The following is a 21285-nucleotide window of genomic DNA, read 5'->3' as shown; positions in this document are numbered from 1 at the left end:
TCCTTCCTTTACCATTACATATTGTGATTGCCTTGCATCATTCATCCGTGCCCTCCAGTGGCTACACTTAACCTTTGACACCGGAAATAGCAACCGACTCAATAATCTGTTTCTGGAAGATCAGGAATATAATCAGCACAGGTAACAAAGCGACTATGGAAGCTGCCATAATGAGCGGATAATCCGTCTGAATGGCATAGGTCGCATTAAAGTTCGCTATGACCAACTGCAACGTCTGCGTTTCCGGTGAATTCAAGTAAATAATCGGTGCCAAATAATCGTTCCAAATTCCCATGAACCATAAAATAAGCTGTGCCGCTACTGCTGGCTTAATAAGCGGGAATGTAATGGACGAATACAGTCGGAAATAAGAGCTTCCGTCAATTTTAGCTGCTTCGATAATGGCATCCGGTACACTGAGCAAATACTGCCGCAGGAAAAAGATCATAACCACATTCCCGAACAAACCTGGAACGATCAGAGGCAAGAGTGTATCTACCCAACCGAGCTTGGAAAACATCATAAACTGTGGAATCATAACCGTTGGGTATGGAATCATCATCGATGCGATGAGTAAAAGAAACAGTTTATTTTTATGAGGGAATCTCAGCTTTGCAAATGCAAAAGCAGCCACACTGGATGTAAAGGTACCCACAACGGTAACACTTACAGCCACAATCACGCTGTTCTTGATCCCGCTTAACAAAGGTCCCGCTTCCCAGATTTCCTTGTACTTGCTAAACTGGAACACCTCTGGTATCCATACCGGTGGAAGAGCAAAGACATCCTGCTTTTCTTTCACCGAAGTGGACAGCATCCACAGCAGCGGCGCGATCATCGCAATCGCTCCAATCGCCAGTGCAATAAAAATAATGATATTGGTAACTTTCGTTCTTTGACTATGGGACATAATCAGACTCACTCCTTTCCGCGAAAATCAATCCCCATCAAAGGACGATTTTTCATTCATTTTGAATTGAATCAAAGTTACGATAAAAATGAAGATGCCAAGAATCATAGCCATCGCGGAGGCATATCCCATTTGCAGGTTTTTAAATGCCTTATCCCAAATATAGAAGACGATTGAGGCGGATGAGTATTCCGGTCCCCCTGTAGGAGTCATAATGTTCATTTCAGTAAAGATTTGTGAACCGCCAATGATATTGGTTACGACCAGGAAAAAGGTCACTGGTTTCACCATTGGCCATGTAATGTTGCGGAACATTTGGAATCCGCTAGCTCCATCCAGCTCTGCTGCTTCATAGTAAGAGCGAGATACACTTTGCAGGGCTGCCAAATACAGTAACATCGTGTAGCCAAGACCCTTCCAGACCGTCATAAGGATCAAGGCAGGCTTAACCGTATCCTTATCCATCAGCCAATTGGGACCTTTAATACCGAACAATTCGAGGAATTGGTTCACCAGACCGTAGTCTCCGTTGTATGCCCAGTTCCACATAATAGAAACAGCAGCCAAAGAAGAAATAACCGGAATATAGTAGATCACACGAAACGTTGTCGTGCCCGGAATCTTGCGATTCAACCCCAGTGCCAGCAGCAAAGCTAACAAAAGACCGATTGGAATACCCAGCATTAAGAAAAGAGTATTGTACATCGATTTGTAAAAGAGTTCATCGGTAAATAAATCTTTAAAATTATCGAGACCAATAAAGTTCATTTGTCCCAATCCGTCCCAGTCTGTAAAAGAGCCGTATAACGAATAGACAAACGGGAACAACGTAAAGATTAGCAAACCGAGAATAGGAGGAAGGATAAATAAATATCCATATATTTTCTCTTTGCGATAGAGATTAGATTTGGTTATCACAGGGCTCACCTCTGTTTCTAATTTGGAATGAAGATGATGCCAGCAGCATGATATCAGCCACTAACATCATCCTCTATCCGCTATTTACGTACTATTTCTGTGATTTTTTCTCTTGCTCCACCGCTTTATCCAGCAGTTTCTGCATCTTCGGTTGCTCCTGCTTCACATAATCCGCTGCCGTAATTTTTCCGTCCAGCACAGGCTGAATATCGGTGAAGAAAATATCGTACCATTCTGCGTTATACGTATAGTTGCCTGGTAATGAGCGTCCATAGTCATTCACAATATCAATGAATTCCTGTTTATTGTTAGGCTTGGTTTTCGTATCTTTGGACCACTCATCTGCCATATCTAACAGATTCGGAATTTGTACCTTGGCATCTACAAGCTGCTTCATTCCTTCTTTGGAAGTCGTCAGATAGTTGACCAGTTCTACAGCTTCATCCGGGTACTTTGTTTTAGAGGAAACACCAATACCCAGAGAACCAATCCATGTTGCCGATTTGCCAGTCGATCCTGCCGGGAATGGCAACAGATCATATTCAAATGGCAGTTTTTCAAATGTACTCATATCCCAAGGACCTACCGGGAAGAATGCCATTTCGCCCTTCATCCAGCGTTGATAGGTGTCCAGTGTTTGTGACTGTTCAATACCAGGCGTAATCTTATATTTGTTTTGCATATCAGCAAAGTATTGAAGCGCTTCCGCAAATTTAGGATCATCAATCGTTACTTTCGTTTTGCTCTCATCCAACCAATCCGCACCATTGCTCCATACGAAGGCTTGCAATGCCCACTGAACGTTAAAACCTGTACCATACTGATCCGGTTTGCCATCACCATTCGTATCTTTTGTCAGCTCTTGGCTGACCTTGATAAACTCATCCCATGTATACGGTTTGTCTTTATCAGGTAACGGAACGCCTGCTTTTTCAAACATGGTTTTGTTATAACCCAAGGCGAATGGACCCAAGTCCTTTGGCATACCGTAAATATTTCCTTGGCCAGCCATTTTACCGTCATATCGATACAAATCCACACCGTATTTCCAAATGTTATCCAGCTTTATATCCTTGTTCTTCTCAATGTAAGGTGTAAGATCCTTCAGCACCCCACTATTTACATAAGCTTTCAAATCTCCAGGGGCAAAATAAAAGATATCTGGAAGATTATTTCCTGTAATCGCAGCTCTAAGCTTTGTAGCATATTGATCTGCTGCCGTCACGACCATTTTAACCTTCACGCCAGGATGTTCCTCTTCAAATTTCTTGATAACTTCCTTATAAGCCTTCTGCTCATCCGTACCACCACGGAACATGAACGTCAGCTCCTTGCTTCCATCACTACTGGAGCTTCCTCCACTACAGCCAGCCAGTGCAGCAACCATCAACAACAGCACAACCATTGTCATTGCAAAACCTTTTTTCTTTATCAACGCGACCCCTCCTAGAATTGAAATGAAACCGCATACATATAGTGTTGAAATAAACTTATACCACTTGGCCTATATTCATCTGTACGGTACATCATCTGCTGTTCACTCCAGCCTGTGATCATCATCCCTCTCATGTGCCATATAATTAACATTTTACTTTATCAATAATGAATTCGTTTACAAACAAAATATAGCACGGCATTCTACAGTTCGTCAATGCATTTATAAATCTTTTTTAAATAAATATAAAGTATAGAATTAAATAGCATGAAAAACGAAATAAAATCGTATTTAAGTTATTTTATTGAAGAATTTAGAGTAAATAAACTTAAATGCGATTTTATTTAGGTGAAAAATCAATTCTGAGTTTCGTTTCACTCCCCTTTTTATTTTTGTAAAAATAATTTACAGCAAAGCGGTTTACTTCTTTCTGATTTTATTTTAACATAAATCAAAACAAATATATAAGCGCTTACATTACATTTTTTATAGATAAGGAAGGTCTATAGCTATGATTTATATTAAGGACTTAATGTCAGGGCTAGACATTTTCAAAGCGCTCGGCTCGGAAATACGCATTCAAATTTTGGAATTGCTCGCCGCCCATCAAGGACAAAGTATGAATGACATCGCTAACAGGCTTGATCTGAGCAACGGTACGATTACGATGCATATTCGTAAGCTGGAGGAATGTGGCCTTGTCGAGATCAATACAGTAAGCGGCAAGCATGGTACCCGAAAAATGTGCTATCTGAACAAGGAAAAACTGATGGTGGACTTGCGTAGCAGAGAGCAGAAAAATGTGTACGAGGTTGAAATTCGCATCGGTCATTATAGTAATTACCAGGCAGTACCTACCTGTGGCTTGGTGACCAGAGACAGCATTATTGGTGATTTTGATGATCCCCGCTATTTTGCAGATCCCGGGCGGCTGGACTCGGAAATGATCTGGATGGCAGATGGTTTTCTGGAATATCGGATTCCCAACTATCTGAAAGAGAATCAATCCTTTACCGAAATTCAATTTTCCGCAGAGCTGGGCTCAGAAGCACCGGGTTATTGTGAGGTATATCCTTCCGACATTTGTTTTCATGTCAACGGCATCCCGATTGGTCACTGGACTAGCGCCGGAGATTTTGGAGAAGTACCGGGGGTTCTGAATCCCGATTGGTGGCCACCGCATTTGAATCAATATGGCATGCTCAAATTAATTCGCATCAATCAACATGGAAGCTTCATTGACGGGTGCCGTATATCAGAAGTCACAATAGACGATATTGGGCTTAACTATAAAAGCGATATTACACTACGCTTATCCGTATCCGATCAGTCGGAGAACAAAGGGGGTCTCACCATTTTCGGCAAAAGATTCGGCAATTTCAGTCAGGATCTGCTGGTGCGTGTGCTTTATGAAGAACACGGGGAGGCCAACTATAGCTGATGGCTTCCCATATGTAAAAAGGCCGAAGCCCGTATTCATGGAATACGTATCCTCGGCCTAAGCGTGCTTCTCCTCACTTAAAGAGATATAGATCAACAGATAAAAAATGACCGCGATTCCAAACACCAGCCAGCTAAAAGACAACAAATGAAGCCTTGCTCCGGCATGTACCACCCATTTCCAAACATTCATCACGATCACCATGGGTTGCAACGCCACATCCCAGCTATTCCAGCGAGCAAATCTGCCGATATAGACACCTACACTGGACAGCCACAGGAACATAAAAACGATAGCCCACGCAAGCCAGCTGGAACAAACCTCTTGCAGCATACGGTGGATCGTAAATATACAAATGGAAGTAAGAAAAAGACCAATCCCTGCTGCCGAAAAAGACGTAAATAAGATCAACCAAAATTGAGTATTCAGCCAAAAACGCGAGTCAGGATTCACATCATAAAAACGGAATGCATGCAGTAATTCAGTCAGCAAATACAGCGCATTCGGCAGAAAAAACAGCCATACGACTCCGGCAATTAATAAAAAAAGCCTTCTCACTTTTATGTTTCCCAGCCTGGATAAGGCGAGCATTCCCAGAGAAATCAAGACTGGAATCCATGCCAGAAATATATCCCAGTACAAAAATTGATACATTTTCGTCCCACTTGTGGACTGCACATACATAATAAGCCCATAACATCCCAACGTAGCTACAAGCAGTACACCCAATAAGCCGGGCAGCTTATATCTCTTTCCTTTAAACAACAAACCCTTGTCCAGCCCCCTGCCTGAATATACGTATATACGTCAGGCTGGCATACTTGTTTATAGAAATGCTCACTCCGTTTATTACACAGTTCGTATGTCCCCGGTTACGTGATTCTCCACAGTCAAGGCATCAAAAGTAACATCACAACCTTCTCCGACCGGAGATTGTGCAACGACCCCAACCTTTAGCTCGTTTGGAACATCCATGCCAAAATATCTCGCCAACTTCCATTGCTGCCCGTCTGATGAATAATGAAAGGCAAAGCAATTTCCGGCTTTTGCCACTCGCAAATACGGATTGGAAACGTCCATCGTCCCAGATATACAATCATCGGATGTATCCCGTGTGACCACACTAAGAATAGAGGGAGTGCTTTCAAAATATTCAAAGCATAGCTTGGCCCAATGGGTATCATCCGCCATAATCATCAAGCATCCTGAATCATAAGGCTGCTTCATATCGACACGAACCCTCGTCCATATTGTAAAATCACCTTGAAGCGTTGTATGCAAAAAGGGTGCAGACGATTTTATCGCTGCGCCGGACGGATCTCTAAAGAAATCCGCCTGTGAAGGTGCAGATACCTGTAAATTCTTGGATTCATCGAATCTCCATACAGTCGGTTCGTTGATCCAGCCCCATCCCGTAGGCAAAACCTTGCCGTTAAAGCGTTCAAATACGTTCATATGGACACCATCCCTCTCTAGCCAATATAGTGCAAATAGCACAGTGAAATTTGGGGGACAATCCCCCTTGATACCACTATATACGTTATCTTCCAGTCGTCAATGATGAAGCTCCTGTCTTTAAAATTTATAAAAAAAGACTTGCCATCCTGAAATGTTGTGCTTATAATTACACCTAACTTGATACGGCAACAAATTTCAATGACGAGAACGAGTAAGCTATACAGCGGATTTGCAGAGAGTTGGGGCAGGTGAAAGCCAACATTCCGAGGGTAGCTGAACGCCATCTCCGAGAAGCAGGCTGAACCTGAAGTAAGCTCTGCCGCCTTTCCAGCGTTAACCGGAACACGTATTGATGGATACGTGAACAGAGTGTCATTTCTTATGGAATGAAACTAGGGTGGTAACACGGGTGTAAACTCGTCCCTTTACAGGGGCGGGTTTTTTTTGTTTTTCAAAAAGGAGGAAATCAATATGACGAACGTATCGACCACAGTATCTATAAGCGATTTTTTGATTCCAGCTGTACGGGAAATGCCGCCTTCAGGCATCCGTAAGTTTTTTGAATATAGTACGGGCAGAAAAGATATCGTTTCGCTTGGTGTTGGCGAACCGGACTTTGTGACCCCTCAACATGTCAGAAAGGCTTGTATCACAGCACTGGAAAATGGCAAGACCTCGTACACACCGAATGCTGGCCTTCCCGAGCTGCGTGAGGAGATTGCCGGGTATCTGGAGAGAGGTTTTAACACGTCCTACAATCCGGCAAATGAAATCATGGTAACGATCGGCAGCAGTGAAGCGCTGGATTTGGCGCTCCGTGCCCTGATTACGGAACACGATGAAATTCTCATTCCGGCTCCCTGCTATATTTCGTATTCACCGATCACGTTTCTGAATGGTGGGCATACCGTAACGGTTGAAACCTCTGCTGATCAGCAGTTCAAGCTGACGGCTGAAGCGCTCAAAGCCAAGCTGACTCCACGATCCAAAGTGCTTATTCTCTGTTATCCGAACAATCCGACAGGTGGAGTGATGACTTATGAGGATTGGCTACCGATTGCCCGCTTGGTGGAGGAGCATAATCTAGTCGTGATCTCGGACGAAATTTATGGTGAGCTGACCTATGGACAGAAGCATGTAAGCTTCGCCGCTTTGCCGGGCATGAAAGAACGAACCCTGCTCATCAGCGGCTTTTCCAAAGCCTTTGCGATGACGGGTTGGAGAGTCGGCTATGTATGCGGCCCGCAGGAGCTGATTTCAGCCATGCTGAAAATCCATCAATATACCGTTATGTGCGCTCCTATTATCGGGCAAATTGCCGCTATTGAGTCCCTGCGCCATGGGCTGGAGGAAAAAGACCGCATGATGGAATCGTACAATCTGCGCAGAAAATGGTTTGTTGAAAGCTTGCGTCAGACAGGACTGCCGTGCCATGAACCGAACGGTGCCTTCTACGCTTTTCCATCCATTACACACACGGGCTTAAGCTCAGAGCAGTTTGCCAAGCGGTTACTGGAAGAAGAGGGTGTCATTACCGTACCCGGCTCCGCATTCGGACCGGGCGGCGAGGGCTTTATCCGCTGCTCGTACGCATCGTCGCAGGAACAACTGGAAATCGCCTTGGAGCGCATCAGTGTATTCTTGAAACGTCTGTAATCAGCCCTTCATATATGAACACTGGATGAAAACTACTTCAGCAGCTCCTGAATAAGCTTTTTCTGGTGTGCTGGCAAACCTTCCGGCCATTCCCCTACACGGCAATAACAAATGTCGGAGATTTCGGAGATTGGTCGGAAAGTACCGGGAATAACGCGGCCTGTAAAAATAAGATCCACGCGGTTCGGCGTCTGGCCAAATCTGGCTCGCGCCAGTGAGGTGATCTCTACCTCCAGCCCGGTTTCTTCCTTGACTTCACGCTGCAGTGCGGCTTCCAGCTGCTTCAGGTATACGTGCTTTAATAGTAGCACTTCCCCGGCATCATTCGTAAAAATGCCCAACACAGCAATCAGAAATTTGTGTTGCGCCCGATACACCAATGCATTTTTCAATCGGGTGAACGGCGTATGCTTATACATGAATACAAGCCAATCCCTCGGGATTTTATTTATCAGTAATGACCTATTCGACATAAAGGAGCGGAATGACACCATGAACATTCAAATCAGCCCACTGGCTGAGCAGCGGCTTACACAAATTCTCGGCGATCAACCGGGCTATATCAAGCTTTTTTACGACACAGAGGGCTGCGGCTGTGATGGTATTACGGTGCTCAAGAGCGTCAGCGCACCCGACAACGGCGATATAGAAGTACAGGCGGGCAGCTTGCCTTTTCTCGTTAGCGGCCAGCAGGGGATTTATTTTGAGGAATCCATGCGCCTTGATGCAGACGAGAAGTTCCCTTCCTATAAACTATCCAGCGATTCTACCTTCTATAGTAACAATGTGAAAACCCGGGATGTCCGGCCGTCCTAATCTTTAGGATGGTCCGGCATCCAGAACGTTTTGCACAAAATCGGTTTTAGCGTCCGTGTACGCTTCACGATCATGCTGATTTTCCATCGCCAGCTTCCTTTTTAATGCATCATATTGCTGAACCAGCTCAGGCCGTTCACGAAGACGGTTCCGAAACAACAATTGTTGATCCCAATGCTCCTCATGTTCCAGCATGAGATGCAGATGTCCCTTTCTTTGATCCTGTTCCACTTTAACCAAAAATCTTCTCCATTCCCGACCATCCAGCTCAGGCGGAACATAGCTCCAACCTGCTGGTTGCAAAGCAGATACAATCTGTTCCAGCCTATCCCAGGATTCCAATTTTGCCATAATGTCTATAATGGGCTTGGCGGAAAGATTGGGAATTGCCGTGCTTCCTATGTGCTCCATTTCCGTCACCTTAAACGGCAGTAGCAGCTCCCGCAACTCGTGAATAACCTGCAAGCCCTGCTCTGACCAGTCAGGATCAGGATTCACTATTTTTACAGGCTCCGTAGCCCACACTGGCCAATGTTCCTGATTTTGCTCCTCATGCATACCTTATCCTCCTTATCTCCACTCATGCATTCTCTCATTCAACCGTATCTTTTTTAATATCCTTTACTTCATCTTGCAACTTACGGCTGTATAACTGAGCATTATCCGCATCAAAACAAACAAAAAGTCCATCCTTACTTCTTTGAAATTTATGTTTACGATTAAAAATCATCTTAGATAACACCCATTATTAATATCAAAGGTCGCTCCCGTATAATGTCTGGATCTTTCCGATAGCAGAAACAGGACAGTATAAGCAACATCTTCTGCATTTAAAGGCTCTGGAATTAGCTGATGATTTGTATATTCCTCCTTTCTCCATTCAGGAATATGATCCATCATTGGAGTACTTACCATCGTTGGTGCCACAGCATTAACTCTTACATAAGGTGAAAAATTCATGGCACAGCTTTTAGTAAAGCCCAATATTGCAGCTTTTGATAATCCATAGATCGCATCCGAGCTTCCTTCCATTCCAGAAACAGAAGACATATTTACGATAATCCCCTGATGCTTCTTCTCAACCATGAACTTTCCAAAAAATTGCGAGAAATACACACATCCCTTAATATTTATGTCCAGCACCTGCTCTATTTCTTCCATACGATAGTCGAGTATACTCTTTCCTCTATAAACACCTGCATTATTGACTAAAGCTGTTATGTCCGTATGTTCTTCCTTAATGTATGTAAAGAAATGAGTTACTTCCGTATAGTTACTTATATCTATCAGATAGGTGTACAAACTTGGTGATTTCAGTTCAGCCTCAAGTTCATTTAAAGAATGTTTATTCATATCACACGCAATAACACTTGCACCTTCCCTTAAACATTGCTGAGTAATTTCCTTTCCAATGCCGGAAGCAGCGCCTGTTATTATAACTTTCATTGTATTAAGCAATGAAGAACCCCTCTCTCGTTCGGTAATATAGTTTTATTCAAAATGAAATAGTCACTTCAATAACATAAGTGTAGTCGCAACCGCATGATCCACAAAAGAACGCTCCGGACGTGACTTCATCATTACGGTAATCCCGATTAACAACGAGATCATCGTATGAGCCAAAGCTCGCGCGTCCGTAGTAGCCTCAAGCTCCCCTGACCGTATACCACGCTCGATGGTTTCTTGAAATACAGTAGAAAGATACATCTGATGTTCCCTCGTCAAAATTTCAAACTTCTCATCATGTGGGGCCAATTCTACCATTGTATTGATGCAAAAGCACCCCAGGTTAGGGCCTTCATCATATTCTTCTGCCACTACCCCTTCAAAAAAATTGCAAATTGCTTCTTTGACAGAAGCACTACTTAGCAGTCTGGACCGTACATTAGCAGCGTGGGATTGTGTGTATTTGCGCAGCGCGGCTTCGAATAATTGCTTTTTATCCCCAAAGGCAGCATAAATACTGGGGCGCTGAATTCCCATTTTGGAGGTTAAATCGCTTAAAGACGTAGCCTCGAACCCTTTTTCCCAAAAAAGTTGCATCGCTGCATCCAATGCCTTTTCCTCATCAAATTCCCGTGGTCGAACCATAAATAACCCCTTCTTTTCGTATCGTTCAGTATATTAAGATTGTATGATCATCAGAAGCGACTGTCAAATATGTACATGATAAACTCTTGACATCTCTTATGGACGCAAGTTATATTAACCTAAAATTATTACGTACCAATCGGTATATTATACTTATCGGTATGTAACTCGCAGAAAGTGATGTGGTATGTGAAAATGAAGATGTCAGAAGAAAAAGCCCCCGTTCGTTCCATGTCCCGATCTGTAGCGCTCTTATTTGCCATCGCCTGTGGGCTGGCTGTCGCCAACATTTATTACGCGCAACCATTACTGGACGCGCTGGCACACGAGTTTGGCATCACACATTCATCGGTTGGCATCGTCATTACAGTCACGCAGATTTGTTATGCATTGGGACTGTTTCTGCTCGTCCCGCTTGGCGATCTTTTGAATCGGCGGCGGCTGATTACCGGACAAATGCTCCTATCTGTGCTGGCGTTAGTCGCAGTTAGCCTGGCTCCCACGCGTACAATCCTGCTCATGGGCATGGCAGCAGTTGGGCTGCTGGCTGTCGTCACACAGACACTTGTTGCGTTCGCCTCGACCTTGGCCGCCCCGGCTGAACGCGGACGCATCGTAGGTCTGGTGACCAGCGGTGTCGTTATCGGTATTCTGCTGGCACGAACCGTGGCTGGTGTATTGACCGATCTCGCGGGTTGGCGTTCGGTGTACCTTGTTTCTGCCGCATTGACGCTATTCATGGCTGTAGCGCTGTTTCGGGTGCTGCCACAGAATGAACCCAAAGGAGCAACGCTATCCTATCCGCAGCTACTTCGCTCGGTTCTCACCCTGTTCGTGCAAGAACGGATTCTGCGTGTCCGAGCCGTTCTGGCTTTGCTCATTTTTACTGCGTTCAGTATATTGTGGACTTCGCTAGTATTGCCTCTCAGTGCCCCGCCGCTATCTCTTTCACATACTGCCATCGGGGCCTTTGGTCTGGCCGGAGTCGCGGGAGCATTAGCGGCTGCGCGGGCAGGACGTCTTGCCGATCAAGGCTCAGGACAGCGAACGACGGGTATTGCGCTGGCTCTGCTGCTGCTATCCTGGTTGCCTATCGGCTATGCCGAGCACTCGCTGTTCGCTTTGGTCCTTGGCGTTATCCTTCTGGATCTGGCGGTACAGGCTGTGCATGTGACGAATCAGAGCATGATTTTCACTGTGCGTCCTGAAGCGCGTAGCCGACTTACCGCAGGCTATATGATATTTTATTCCATCGGCAGCGCCACTGGAGCCATCGCCTCGACTCATATGTACACATATGCCGGCTGGAATGGGGTATGTCTATTGGGTGCTGGCGTCAGCACTTTGGCACTTATTTTTTGGGCCGTAACCCGTAACACATCTATAGATCAGTTGTCACACACTAGAACTAAAACAGCTCCATGATAAACAATGTCCGCTTTATAGCGGACTACATATCCATTTTTCAAGCTACGTTCATTTTTACGGGTATTACGATGCGTACTACCCCACCACCATAAGGAGCTGCCTCGTTGTGATTTTCTAACATCATTGTACCCTGATGGTGGTTGATCACTTTAGCTGCAAACGTTAGCCCTATTCCATAATGCCCTTGCGAACTTCTGCTTTTATCTGCCATGTAAAAAAGCTGTGTAGCTCTCTTCAAGCCTTCTGGAGAGAATCCCTCGCCGCTATCTCTAATTGAAAACTCAATTGAGTTTCCTAAATAACTTACCTCCCATACTACAGTTCCCCCGGCAGGTGTATGATCCACAGCGTTGCAAAGTACATTCATTAATGCTCGTTGTAATAAATCCTGATACATATATACCTTGATGTCCAGCAGCTTATTATCCTTCAGCATGAACTGAACAGTTTTTTCTCCGCAATAGGCAATCGTAAGCCTGAATCAAGCTGTAACGGTGATGATGATTTTTCCAATTGATTCATCTTTTCGAACAAAGCTATGTATTCGTGTTCCCCTTGTCCCAAAGGCAATTGACTGTAATGCTCCATTTGTACTGCAATCGCCTGGAGGTCTGCCAATCTATCTTCAGCAACGCATGCCCTCCCCGCCTGTTCAATAAAGTATTGATACTGATCCAACACCGTAAGGGGCGGCCTTAGATGGGATAGAAGAAACTCCTTATCTATTAATTCCATGACATAATCCTTGATTCTTCCTCCTTCCGTATGAGGATACTTCTGACTTAGCCTTCGTGTGATATCCTGAAAGGATACAAATTCTCCGCAACTCTCATATACAATCTTAAATACAGGGGTAGCCCGAATACTGATTTCATCTGCTTTTCCATCTGTGCTGTATAATAAAAAAGCACGATCTCCCTTGACGTAACATGCATCATTCATCCTGAATTCAAGCCGATCCGCAGATTCTTTTTTCCAGCTTTTTAATCATGTTAAAGAGCCATTCCAGATCCACTCTGGCTTTTTTGTAAAATTGATGCTGATCAAATTCAAACTGATCTCCTGATGCAAACTGACCTGCTCCGACAGATGTAAAAAGTCCAAAAAGTGTCGTTCTTGTTGCCTTTCGTATCGCATATTTAATCATGGATTCAACAAAGTTTCTCTTCTTCTTACCTGTCAGTTTCTCTGGTTTATTTAAGAAATGTTTCATTGTTCCATACAATGTTTTGCTGGACACTAATACTTGTTCTCTAAAAGCAGGATCTTCACACAGCTGTTTCAAAAGCCTGTCTTGATCTTCGTTATTCAAAAAGGCCAAACTATTATTTTGTAACGGTAAACGAACCATAAACTGATCCGTTTGGTCATACAACGCTTTCATAACTATTCACCTACTTATTTTGAATTGTGACATTTTATACTATAAAACAGAAATATCAAGATGGAGTACCAAAAAACCTCTATATGCCGAACAGCACACAGAGGTTTCTTCTTTTCTCGTATGAAAGCAGATCATCACTTGATTGCAATGTAAATTAGTACAGGCTCATCAGGATTGCCATACACTTCAAAATCACCTGTGTACGACCGCTCTGCTTGTCCCGAGGCGGCCCAGCTCCAAATCGCTTGCCATACCCGGAAGACCGAGGAAGGTTCGGGTGTAGCTTGAAAGACAGCGTAACGCGCAGCAGGAATAACGAGTTGTTCAAGACCGTCAGGAGCTTCACCATCCGCAGCCGCTTCTTTTCCGATAAAAAAGGTATAGTCGCCAAAAACCCCATTTTCATAATTGGTATAGCAACCATAGACAGAACGGTGTTCTTCATGCCCGCTTATTCGTCCAGGCACATCTTCACTCCAGAAGCGTTCCCACATGCCTGGAATGATTGCCTGGGATGTTTGCTCATTCCGGTTGCTTGTACGTGCTGCCAGTCCGATCAGGCGAATCTCCCCCCGACTTTCCTCCCGGATCGGTTTAAAATCTTCTTCACGTTCCGTACTCTCCTGTGAACGCCAGCGTTTTAAATTCGGCAGATAACTACGCATCATCGCGACAGCCTCTTCCTTCTGCATCCCTTGCTCTGCGAGAATAGGCGCGCACTGCTGAATCATCTCCTCCATCGTCAGCCCAGGCTGCACAAACGCACCTTCCTTATAACAATACTTACAATATTCATCAGTTTTGGCCTGTTGTGCGTCCGTTCCGTATTGTTCCTCATGCTCCAGCGGCATCCCGCAACTTTGACAAGCTTTATCCATTTTGTAAATCCCCTTTCGTGATTGATATGACATCAGTATAACGAAACAAACCTGACAACTATCCGTCAGGTTTGTTTCTTTTATATGCTATGTTTTTCGAGATTCTCTATAGGAGGCTCTCCATAATTGGATGCAATACGTAACGCCATATCCCGAATCTTCTCCCGTAAATGGGCGGGTTCCTTGACGATCACATCCGGCCCCAGACTTAAAATAAATCCGTACATCCACGCATCCTCGGGAAAAGGAACCGAAACTGTATACATCCCTTCTTCCTGCTCAGTCAATGCTTCCACGCCAAACCAGTCTTCCGCCAGATGCCGGGATTTGTGGTTAAATTGCAGCGTAAAAGGCTGTACCGCCCTGACCGCCGCCAGCCGTTCCTCATTCCATGGCAGCACTTCATAGGAAAGGTCCCGGCGAGTGAAAGCCGTCTCCGTCACGACAGGATCACTCATGCGGGATAGTTTGAACAAACGAAATTGCTCCCTGTCGAGACAGTATGCGTATACAAACCATTGCTGTCCTTTCAGAACGAGCGTATGCGGCTCGACATTCCGTGCAGTCACGGCTCCCTGCGCATTCCGATAAGTAAAAGCAATCGTACGCGTTTGACTCAGCGCCTCCTTCACCTTTACCAGCTTAGCCTCCTGCGCAGACTGATTTCCCCAACCCGAATGATCGACGATAAACTGTGTAGTATTGACACTGAATTTCGCTTTTCCCGAATCCGGTATAATGCTTTCAAATTTATCGAGCAGCCGGGTTACATTCGGTCCACCTAACGACGAGGACAAGCTCTGCAAGCCCATCACAATGTCCTTCACATCGCCATCCGTCAGCACACTGCGATCCAGGCGGTAGCCATCCATCAGGCCGATTCCCCCATTTGCCCCCTGATAGGTTACCACCGGAATACCAGCCAGGCTAATCGCTTCGATATCTCTGTAGATCGTCCGTATCGAAACTTCATATAAATCTGCCAGTTCCTTCGCCTGAATTCTATTTTTTTTCAACAACAAAATGACGATAGAAAGCAACCGATCAATTTTCATTTCTCCAAAACCTTTCATTAAATAGATCACGCTTTTTGTGCTCTGAGTAAGCAACTGCATCTATGTCCGCTACGTGACCGGATTATTCTTGAACGCTTACACTTCTCCAAAACGACTCCGCTCTCTTCGCTACTTTTCTGCTCAAATATTTTCGATCTTCTTTTCGAATCTAAATCTACGCCTAATGAAATTCCTTGATCCTTTAAATATTGTTCTTTACAATCTTTTATTATGTCTAAAACTTCGGTGAATTTCTCTATTGCGAATTGATTAAGTAATTATAATCTCCATCTTACTCTAACTCTTATCTAAAATGAATCTGTTATTTCTAGAATAAAAAACCTCAGGCATTCCATCCCGTTGGATAGAACTCCTGAGGTTAAATCATTTATTTCACTTATGGCTCATAACGCTTAATAACGATGACCGCATTGTGGCCGCCAAAGCCGAAGGAATTGGATAGCCCGATATTTAATGAGGCCTTGCGTGCTTCGTGAGGCACATAGTCCAGATCACAAGCCGGGTCCGGGTTGTCCAGATGAACCGTCGGCGGAATGATGCCTTCCCTTAGACTCCGTACAAGTGCAATGGCTTCAACACCGCCTGCTGCTCCCAGCATATGACCGAGCATGGATTTATTCGCGGTGACCGGAATTTGGTAGGCATGGTCACCGAACAGTTTGTGTATCGCGAGAGTCTCGGCCAGATCGCCAACGGGCGTACTCGTTGCATGCGCACTGATCACATCCACCTCTTCAGGCGTGATATGGGCGGATTGAAGGGCTGCTTTCATCGCCAGATAAGCTCCGGTCCCTTCCGGGTGCGGTGCAACCATATGGTAGGCATCCGAGCTTGCGCCATAGCCAATGACCTCCCCAACTATTTCTGCGCCACGCTGAACAGCATGCTCCAGCGACTCCAGTACCAGAATGCCCGCCCCTTCGCTCATAACAAAGCCGTCGCGGTCCTTATCAAACGGTCGGCTCGCAATCGAAGGCTCCTTGTTACGAGTCGACAAGGCCGTTGCATTGGAGAAGCTCGCAAGCGCCAGTCTGGTCACCGCTGCCTCCGCTCCACCTGCAAAAATCACATCCGCATCTCCTGTGCGAATCGTACGAAACGCTTCTCCAATCGCCGTATTTCCAATGGAACAGGCCGTAACCGGCGAAAGCGTGGGACCCATCGCTCCGAACGCAATACTGATTTGCGCTGCAGCCATATTTGAAATCATCATAGGCACCAGGGTCGGACTGACTCTGCCCGGCCCACGATTCTCCAATACATTCACATTGTCCACCAACGTATCCAGACCGCCGACTCCTGATCCTACATAGACACCAACTCGCTCCAGATTCGTGTTATCCAGCTCCAGACCGGAATCCTTCAGCGCTTGCTCTGCCGCAAACAACGCAAACTGCGTGAAGCGATCCATTCGTCTGGCGTCTTTACGTCCCCATTGCTTTTCTGCATCAAAATCCTGTACCAGCCCGGCGATCTGTGCTTTCAAATCAGACACATCGAACGTGTCTATTTTTCGTATACCTGAACGACCCTCCAGCAGATTCTTCCACAGCGTGTCCACGTCATTGCCCAGTGGTGAAACCACACCCATACCTGTAATTACAACTCTTTGCATACGCTCTTCATTCCTCCTGCTCGTTTGCTTACTTATAAATCTCATTTTAACCTTAGCTTATCCTATTACAAGTGTTTGTTTATCCTGGTATAATGAACACTACTATAGTTAGAGCCTTAACTGCTCATTACTTATCCACCATCGAATGGAGAGAACTCGCTATGAAACCGGAAGCACGTCTGGAAGCACTATCTGTTTTTCTCAAAACCAAAAGAGCCCGTTTACACCCGCATATGGTCGGTCTGCCGAACGGACCACGCCGCAGAACACCCGGCTTGCGCAGAGAAGAAGTAGCTCAATTAGCAGGTGTCAGCACGACATGGTACACCTGGCTGGAGCAGGGACGCGATATCAAGGTGTCCGCCTCTGTACTGGATGCCATTGCCGCCGCCTTGCAGCTAAACACGGATGAACGAAAGTATTTGTATGATTTAGCGCTTGAAACCGGATTTCAGACACCTCCTGCTCTTGCAGAGCAGACGGTTATTTCTCCATCCCTGCAAAAAATAGTACAGGAGCTGCGCTATTGCCCTGCTATTATTTCAGATCGGCGCTGCCATATTGTCGGCTGGAATGCAGCCGCGGCTCATGTGTTTATGGATTTTGCCGAGCTGCCCCATGAACAACGCAACATGATTGAACTGCTGTTTACCAAAAAAGAGTTTAAAAGTCTCGCTGTAAACTGGGAGCATTTCGTCAAAGGATTCCTTGCTATTTTCCGCGCTTATTACGGACAATATGTGACGGACCCTTGGTATGCACAATTCATACAGAACATGAGCCGGGCTTATCCGGAGTTTAATGAACTTTGGAATCAGAGTGAGGTCAGCTCTGCGCCGGAGGTGCTGATTGAATTTCGTCATGCCAAGGCAGGCAAAATGTTGTTTGACCTGACCTCCCTTCAGGTGCAGGGCAGCGTCGATCTGCGTTGCAGCATCTACACCCCGAACGCACAAACCTCTACAGAAAGCAAACTCCAAAAGCTAATGGAAGGCAGCTAAAGGATTTCACCTCTCCTGTTATGAAGATATCTTTTTCCGTCCATACTACATCTACGATCTGTGCAACATAGATGTCAACAATGTGACAGAACCAAGAGCTTCATCTGCGCCATTACTAGGAGGGAGGGAATCCATCATGAAAGCTAAATCGACAAGTTCCCCAACATCACAAAATCAGGCAACACTGCCTGTTCCGGTGCAATTTGACCGTAGCTGGCAGGATGAGCTGGACCAACGCCTTCGCAAAGGAGGACCTTGGGGAGATTGGGGTCTATATCAGTTGGCGATTGAGGCAGAAAAGGCCAAGCTGGTCCCCAGCTTTGATGAGCTTCAATGTCTGAAGCATTTGCAAGACCTCACTCCGCTGCCCCATCAGCTGGATACGGCCCGTAAGGTATTGTTTGAAATGTCTGGTCGCGCCATCCTCGCTGATGAAGTCGGCTTGGGTAAGACGATCGAAGCTGGAATGATTCTAAAAGAATATCTGGTTCGCGGGCTTGCCGCCAAAGTGCTTATTCTTGTCCCCGCTTCTCTGGTGCTTCAATGGGTTCGTGAGCTGAACAGCAAATTTGGCATTCCGGCTGTCGCTCAGAAAAAAGCATATTCCTGGTCGTCCGAGGTCGTCGTGGCCTCTATGGATACAGCCAAGCGGGAGCCACACAGCAACATCCTGCTGGACACTGATTATGATCTGCTCATTATCGACGAAGCCCACAAGCTGAAAAATAAAAAAACATCCAACTACCAGTTCATTATGAAGCTGCGTAAAAAATATTGTTTGCTCCTGACCGCCACCCCTGTACAAAACGATTTGTCCGAGCTCTTCAATCTCATTACATTGCTCAAGCCCGGTCAGTTAGGACGACATGGGGATTTTTCAGCCAACTTCGTTGTGGATAAACGTCTACCTAAAAATGAGGATCAGCTCAAGGATGAGCTGTCCAAAGTCATGATCCGCAACCGTCGCGGCGAAGGGCCGGTCCAGTTCACCAAACGAAATGTTTCCAACATTCACTTGGAACTTTCGCCGGAAGAACAAACGCTATACGATGGAGTCACTTCCTTTGTCAAGGATCAATATCAGGCGAATGGCGGAAATTTGAGCAGTATGCTGTCTCTCGTTACCCTTCAGCGAGAAGTGTGCAGTAGCCGGGATGCGGTATTCGTAACGCTTGTCAATTTGTCTAAAAAGATGGCGCCCGACTCTCCCTTGCGTGATCGCGTCTGGGAATTGGTCGCGCACATCAAAGCGATTAAAGCCAATTCAAAGGCGGAAAAGGCGCTTGAACTCATTCGTCAAATGAACGAAAAAGTGATAATTTTTACCGAATACCGGGCTACACAGGAGTATTTGCTGAACTATTTTCGTGATCGTGGATTATCCGCTGTTCCTTATCGGGGAGGCATGAACCGGGGACGCAAGGACTGGATGATGGATCTGTTCCGCGGACGCATTCAGGTGATGATTGCCACGGAGGCGGGCGGCGAGGGCATTAACCTGCAATTTTGCCACCATATGATTAACTTTGACCTGCCGTGGAACCCCATGCGTGTGGAGCAACGGATTGGACGTGTGCATCGACTGGGACAGACGCATGATGTAAATATTTTCAACCTGTCCACTACCGGAACGATTGAAGAGCATATCCTCCACCTGCTGCATGAAAAAATCAATATGTTCGAAATGGTTATAGGCGGGCTGGACGTCATTCTGGAACGGTTTGAAAAGAAGGAATCCATTGAAAAGAGCCTATATAGAATCATGCTTGAATCCAGCAGTGATGATGAAATACGCCGAAAAATGCAAAAACTAGGTCATTCGCTGGATTCGATCAAACAGGAAATGAAACAGATTCGCACAGAAAGTCCATCTACTTCGGATACGGCAACCGATATGTCCTCCGAAGCCAATCAGATCAACGGGCGTTTGACGGGAACAAGCCAAGGCACCGCTGCTTTGCTAGGCTTGTCAGGCAGCGCTGTCCCTCCAGCCAAAGCCCGACGCGGCGCGAAAGGAGGCCGCTGATATGACCATGAATTCACAGCAGGTACAGCGCTTTGTCCTCACGTATCTGGAAGCGACCGGATGCAACGTGATCGAGAGGTCGCCCAACCATGTGACCGTCAAGCTTTCTCCCGAAGCGGATAAAGCTCTAACGAACCGCCCCTACTATTGGGGCTATGTAGAGCGTACCGGTGTTCCGGCGCAAACGATGTCGTTCACCTTTATTTTCGATGGGGAAGCCTACCGGACGGCACAGGAGAGTTCGATAGACAATACGTCGCCCACAAAGAATACGTCTCTCACCCCGTCACAAGCACAACCGGGGCAAGGATCACAACAGGCTCCAGCGTCCGGCAGTCCGGCACAGGATCAGGTCATGGGCCGTTACTTCGGCCATGTTCCAGCGTTACCGCAGTTGGGACCCGGACGTATTTTGCAGGAAGAACTTCACTATGGGAGTCGTCGGCTGCATCAAATTTTTGAAGCTGCACGGGATGGAGGAAAATATGTCAATTTGTTCGAGCAACCTAATGCTCGTCAATTATACGCCCGTTCTCCCGCAGTATATGAAGCTTGGTTAGGCGTCTGCTACAAGATCGAATTTGCCTGTGATTTGAAGCGGGAAGAACTCCACTGGCTTGGGATTTCACTCAAAAGCGGCACCATCGTACCCAACTTTGGTAGCATGCTTGAATCCCGGCAGCTCAGCCCGCTACTGGCAGGCAATATGCATGTGCAGCCTGCAAAATTATCTGTTCAGGAGGCCTCCATCTCGCTGGAAAACTACCTCAATGCTCAGCTGAGCCAGCAGGATTACAAGTGGGCTGTGCAGGCCAGAGAACGGTTGCGCGAGGAATTGGAGGTGATTGATCACTATTACGATGATTTGGTTAAGGAGCAAAAAGAAGAAGAGGAAAAAAAGAAGCCGTACAAGAGCAGCATCAAGCCCGTCGCAAAGAAATGGTATGGCAATATGAACCCAAGGTGCTTGTATCCGCCATTAACTGCGGGATATTTCATCTGCGGTAACCAATATCTCACGCTCCTTCGCAGGCTGGTTGCAGAAGTATCGTCAGCTTTTAACATCGTACTTCAGACTATATCGGGTTTATTGCTGTACCGACAAGCTTTGCCAGGCCTGCCGCTACTTATCGACAGCAAAAAACGAACCCG

At 45.9% G+C, this 21285-nt stretch carries 20 protein-coding genes, 2 pseudogenes and 1 other annotated feature; of the genes and pseudogenes, 7 read left to right on the top strand and 15 right to left on the bottom strand.

From position 1 onward, the window contains the following. Positions 1–67: 67 nt before the first annotated feature. The 3 genes from QMK20_RS09530 to QMK20_RS09520 form a co-directional block, all read right to left on the bottom strand. Complete coding sequence (locus QMK20_RS09530) at positions 68–910, bottom strand: carbohydrate ABC transporter permease (protein WP_044646977.1); 843 nt, start codon at positions 908–910, stop codon at positions 68–70. A 27-nt stretch (positions 911–937) separates the two neighbouring features. Next, positions 938–1828: a carbohydrate ABC transporter permease gene (locus QMK20_RS09525; RefSeq protein WP_044646978.1), complete on the bottom strand. Its 891-nt coding sequence runs from the start codon at positions 1826–1828 to the stop codon at positions 938–940. A 91-nt stretch (positions 1829–1919) separates the two neighbouring features. Beyond that, the gene (locus QMK20_RS09520; protein ID WP_283655519.1) at positions 1920–3263 is read right to left on the bottom strand and encodes an ABC transporter substrate-binding protein; all 1344 of its coding nucleotides are present in this window, start codon (positions 3261–3263) and stop codon (positions 1920–1922) included. Between the two features lie 511 nt (positions 3264–3774). On the opposite strand from QMK20_RS09520, the gene QMK20_RS09515 reads away from it, so the two are divergent. Next, positions 3775–4704 carry an ArsR/SmtB family transcription factor gene (locus QMK20_RS09515; RefSeq protein WP_283655518.1) on the top strand — a complete coding sequence of 310 codons (930 nt, stop codon included), beginning with the start codon at positions 3775–3777 and terminating at the stop codon, positions 4702–4704. Positions 4705–4761: 57 nt separating this feature from the next. Here the strand turns inward: QMK20_RS09515 and QMK20_RS09510 are convergent, their stop codons facing one another. After that, a complete protein-coding gene (locus tag QMK20_RS09510) occupies positions 4762–5472 on the bottom strand; it encodes a DUF1361 domain-containing protein (protein WP_283655517.1) in 711 nt (236 codons plus the stop codon). 81 nt (positions 5473–5553) lie between these two features. Beyond that, positions 5554–6159, bottom strand: a complete 606-nt coding sequence (locus tag QMK20_RS09505; RefSeq protein WP_283655516.1) for a DUF1349 domain-containing protein — start codon at positions 6157–6159, stop codon at positions 5554–5556. A gap of 192 nt (positions 6160–6351) precedes the next feature. After that, positions 6352–6590 (top strand) — a binding site (T-box leader). A gap of 43 nt (positions 6591–6633) precedes the next feature. On the opposite strand from QMK20_RS09505, the gene QMK20_RS09500 reads away from it, so the two are divergent. Beyond that, the gene (locus QMK20_RS09500) at positions 6634–7818 is read left to right on the top strand and encodes an aminotransferase class I/II-fold pyridoxal phosphate-dependent enzyme (protein ID WP_283655515.1); all 1185 of its coding nucleotides are present in this window, start codon (positions 6634–6636) and stop codon (positions 7816–7818) included. 32 nt (positions 7819–7850) lie between these two features. On the opposite strand, the gene QMK20_RS09495 is transcribed toward QMK20_RS09500, so the two are convergent. Next, positions 7851–8237: an NUDIX hydrolase gene (locus QMK20_RS09495; protein ID WP_283655514.1), complete on the bottom strand. Its 387-nt coding sequence runs from the start codon at positions 8235–8237 to the stop codon at positions 7851–7853. 73 nt (positions 8238–8310) lie between these two features. On the opposite strand from QMK20_RS09495, the gene QMK20_RS09490 reads away from it, so the two are divergent. After that, positions 8311–8634 carry an iron-sulfur cluster biosynthesis family protein gene (locus QMK20_RS09490; RefSeq protein WP_283655513.1) on the top strand — a complete coding sequence of 108 codons (324 nt, stop codon included), beginning with the start codon at positions 8311–8313 and terminating at the stop codon, positions 8632–8634. A 3-nt stretch (positions 8635–8637) separates the two neighbouring features. On the opposite strand, the gene QMK20_RS09485 is transcribed toward QMK20_RS09490, so the two are convergent. Genes QMK20_RS09485 through QMK20_RS09470 form a run of 4 tightly spaced genes read right to left on the bottom strand, consistent with a single transcriptional unit; the run spans position 8638 to position 10725 of the window. Next, positions 8638–9192: a GrpB family protein gene (locus QMK20_RS09485; protein ID WP_192511246.1), complete on the bottom strand. Its 555-nt coding sequence runs from the start codon at positions 9190–9192 to the stop codon at positions 8638–8640. 34 nt (positions 9193–9226) lie between these two features. Next, positions 9227–9364, bottom strand: coding sequence for a hypothetical protein (locus QMK20_RS09480; protein ID WP_170970824.1), 138 nt, complete (start codon positions 9362–9364; stop codon positions 9227–9229). Continuing rightward, on the bottom strand, positions 9361–10092 hold the full coding sequence (locus QMK20_RS09475) for an SDR family NAD(P)-dependent oxidoreductase (protein WP_137062592.1): 732 nt from the start codon (positions 10090–10092) through the stop codon (positions 9361–9363). The genes QMK20_RS09480 and QMK20_RS09475 overlap by 4 nt, the downstream gene beginning before the upstream one ends. A gap of 51 nt (positions 10093–10143) precedes the next feature. Next, positions 10144–10725 (bottom strand): TetR/AcrR family transcriptional regulator, encoded by a 582-nt coding sequence (locus tag QMK20_RS09470; protein WP_137062591.1) that lies wholly within the window; start codon positions 10723–10725, stop codon positions 10144–10146. Between the two features lie 195 nt (positions 10726–10920). On the opposite strand from QMK20_RS09470, the gene QMK20_RS09465 reads away from it, so the two are divergent. Then, positions 10921–12150: an MFS transporter gene (locus QMK20_RS09465; RefSeq protein WP_283655512.1), complete on the top strand. Its 1230-nt coding sequence runs from the start codon at positions 10921–10923 to the stop codon at positions 12148–12150. Positions 12151–12190: 40 nt separating this feature from the next. Here the strand turns inward: QMK20_RS09465 and QMK20_RS09460 are convergent, their stop codons facing one another. The 5 genes and pseudogenes from QMK20_RS09460 to fabF all read right to left on the bottom strand — a co-directional run bounded on the left by QMK20_RS09460 (position 12191) and on the right by fabF (position 17106). Further along, a complete protein-coding gene (locus QMK20_RS09460; RefSeq protein ID WP_283655511.1) occupies positions 12191–12589 on the bottom strand; it encodes an ATP-binding protein in 399 nt (132 codons plus the stop codon). Continuing rightward, positions 12583–13366 (bottom strand): annotated as a pseudogene (locus QMK20_RS09455) (lantibiotic dehydratase). The gene QMK20_RS09460 and the pseudogene QMK20_RS09455 overlap by 7 nt, the downstream one beginning before the upstream one ends. Before the next feature lie 305 nt (positions 13367–13671). Beyond that, positions 13672–14415, bottom strand: coding sequence for a zinc ribbon domain-containing protein (locus QMK20_RS09445; RefSeq protein WP_283655508.1), 744 nt, complete (start codon positions 14413–14415; stop codon positions 13672–13674). An 80-nt stretch (positions 14416–14495) separates the two neighbouring features. Then, positions 14496–15470, bottom strand: a complete 975-nt coding sequence (locus QMK20_RS09440; RefSeq protein ID WP_283655507.1) for a helix-turn-helix transcriptional regulator — start codon at positions 15468–15470, stop codon at positions 14496–14498. Between the two features lie 397 nt (positions 15471–15867). After that, positions 15868–17106: a beta-ketoacyl-ACP synthase II gene (fabF, locus tag QMK20_RS09435; protein WP_283655506.1), complete on the bottom strand. Its 1239-nt coding sequence runs from the start codon at positions 17104–17106 to the stop codon at positions 15868–15870. A gap of 161 nt (positions 17107–17267) precedes the next feature. Here fabF and QMK20_RS09430 point away from each other — a divergent pair, with 161 nt between their 5' ends. The 3 genes and pseudogenes from QMK20_RS09430 to QMK20_RS09420 all read left to right on the top strand — a co-directional run bounded on the left by QMK20_RS09430 (position 17268) and on the right by QMK20_RS09420 (position 21141). Next, entirely contained in the window at positions 17268–18107 is an 840-nt protein-coding gene (locus QMK20_RS09430) for a helix-turn-helix transcriptional regulator (protein ID WP_283655505.1), read from the top strand. A gap of 136 nt (positions 18108–18243) precedes the next feature. Then, a complete protein-coding gene (locus tag QMK20_RS09425) occupies positions 18244–20133 on the top strand; it encodes a DEAD/DEAH box helicase (protein WP_283655504.1) in 1890 nt (629 codons plus the stop codon). A 1-nt stretch (position 20134) separates the two neighbouring features. Beyond that, positions 20135–21141: pseudogene (locus tag QMK20_RS09420) on the top strand (YqhG family protein). Positions 21142–21285: the final 144 nt, after the last annotated feature.

This window comes from Paenibacillus sp. RC334, assembly GCF_030034735.1.
Taxonomy (GTDB): Bacteria; Bacillota; Bacilli; order Paenibacillales; family Paenibacillaceae; genus Paenibacillus; species Paenibacillus terrae_A.
Note: the sequence above shows the minus strand (reverse complement) of the source record. Positions and strands in the feature narration are given on the sequence as shown.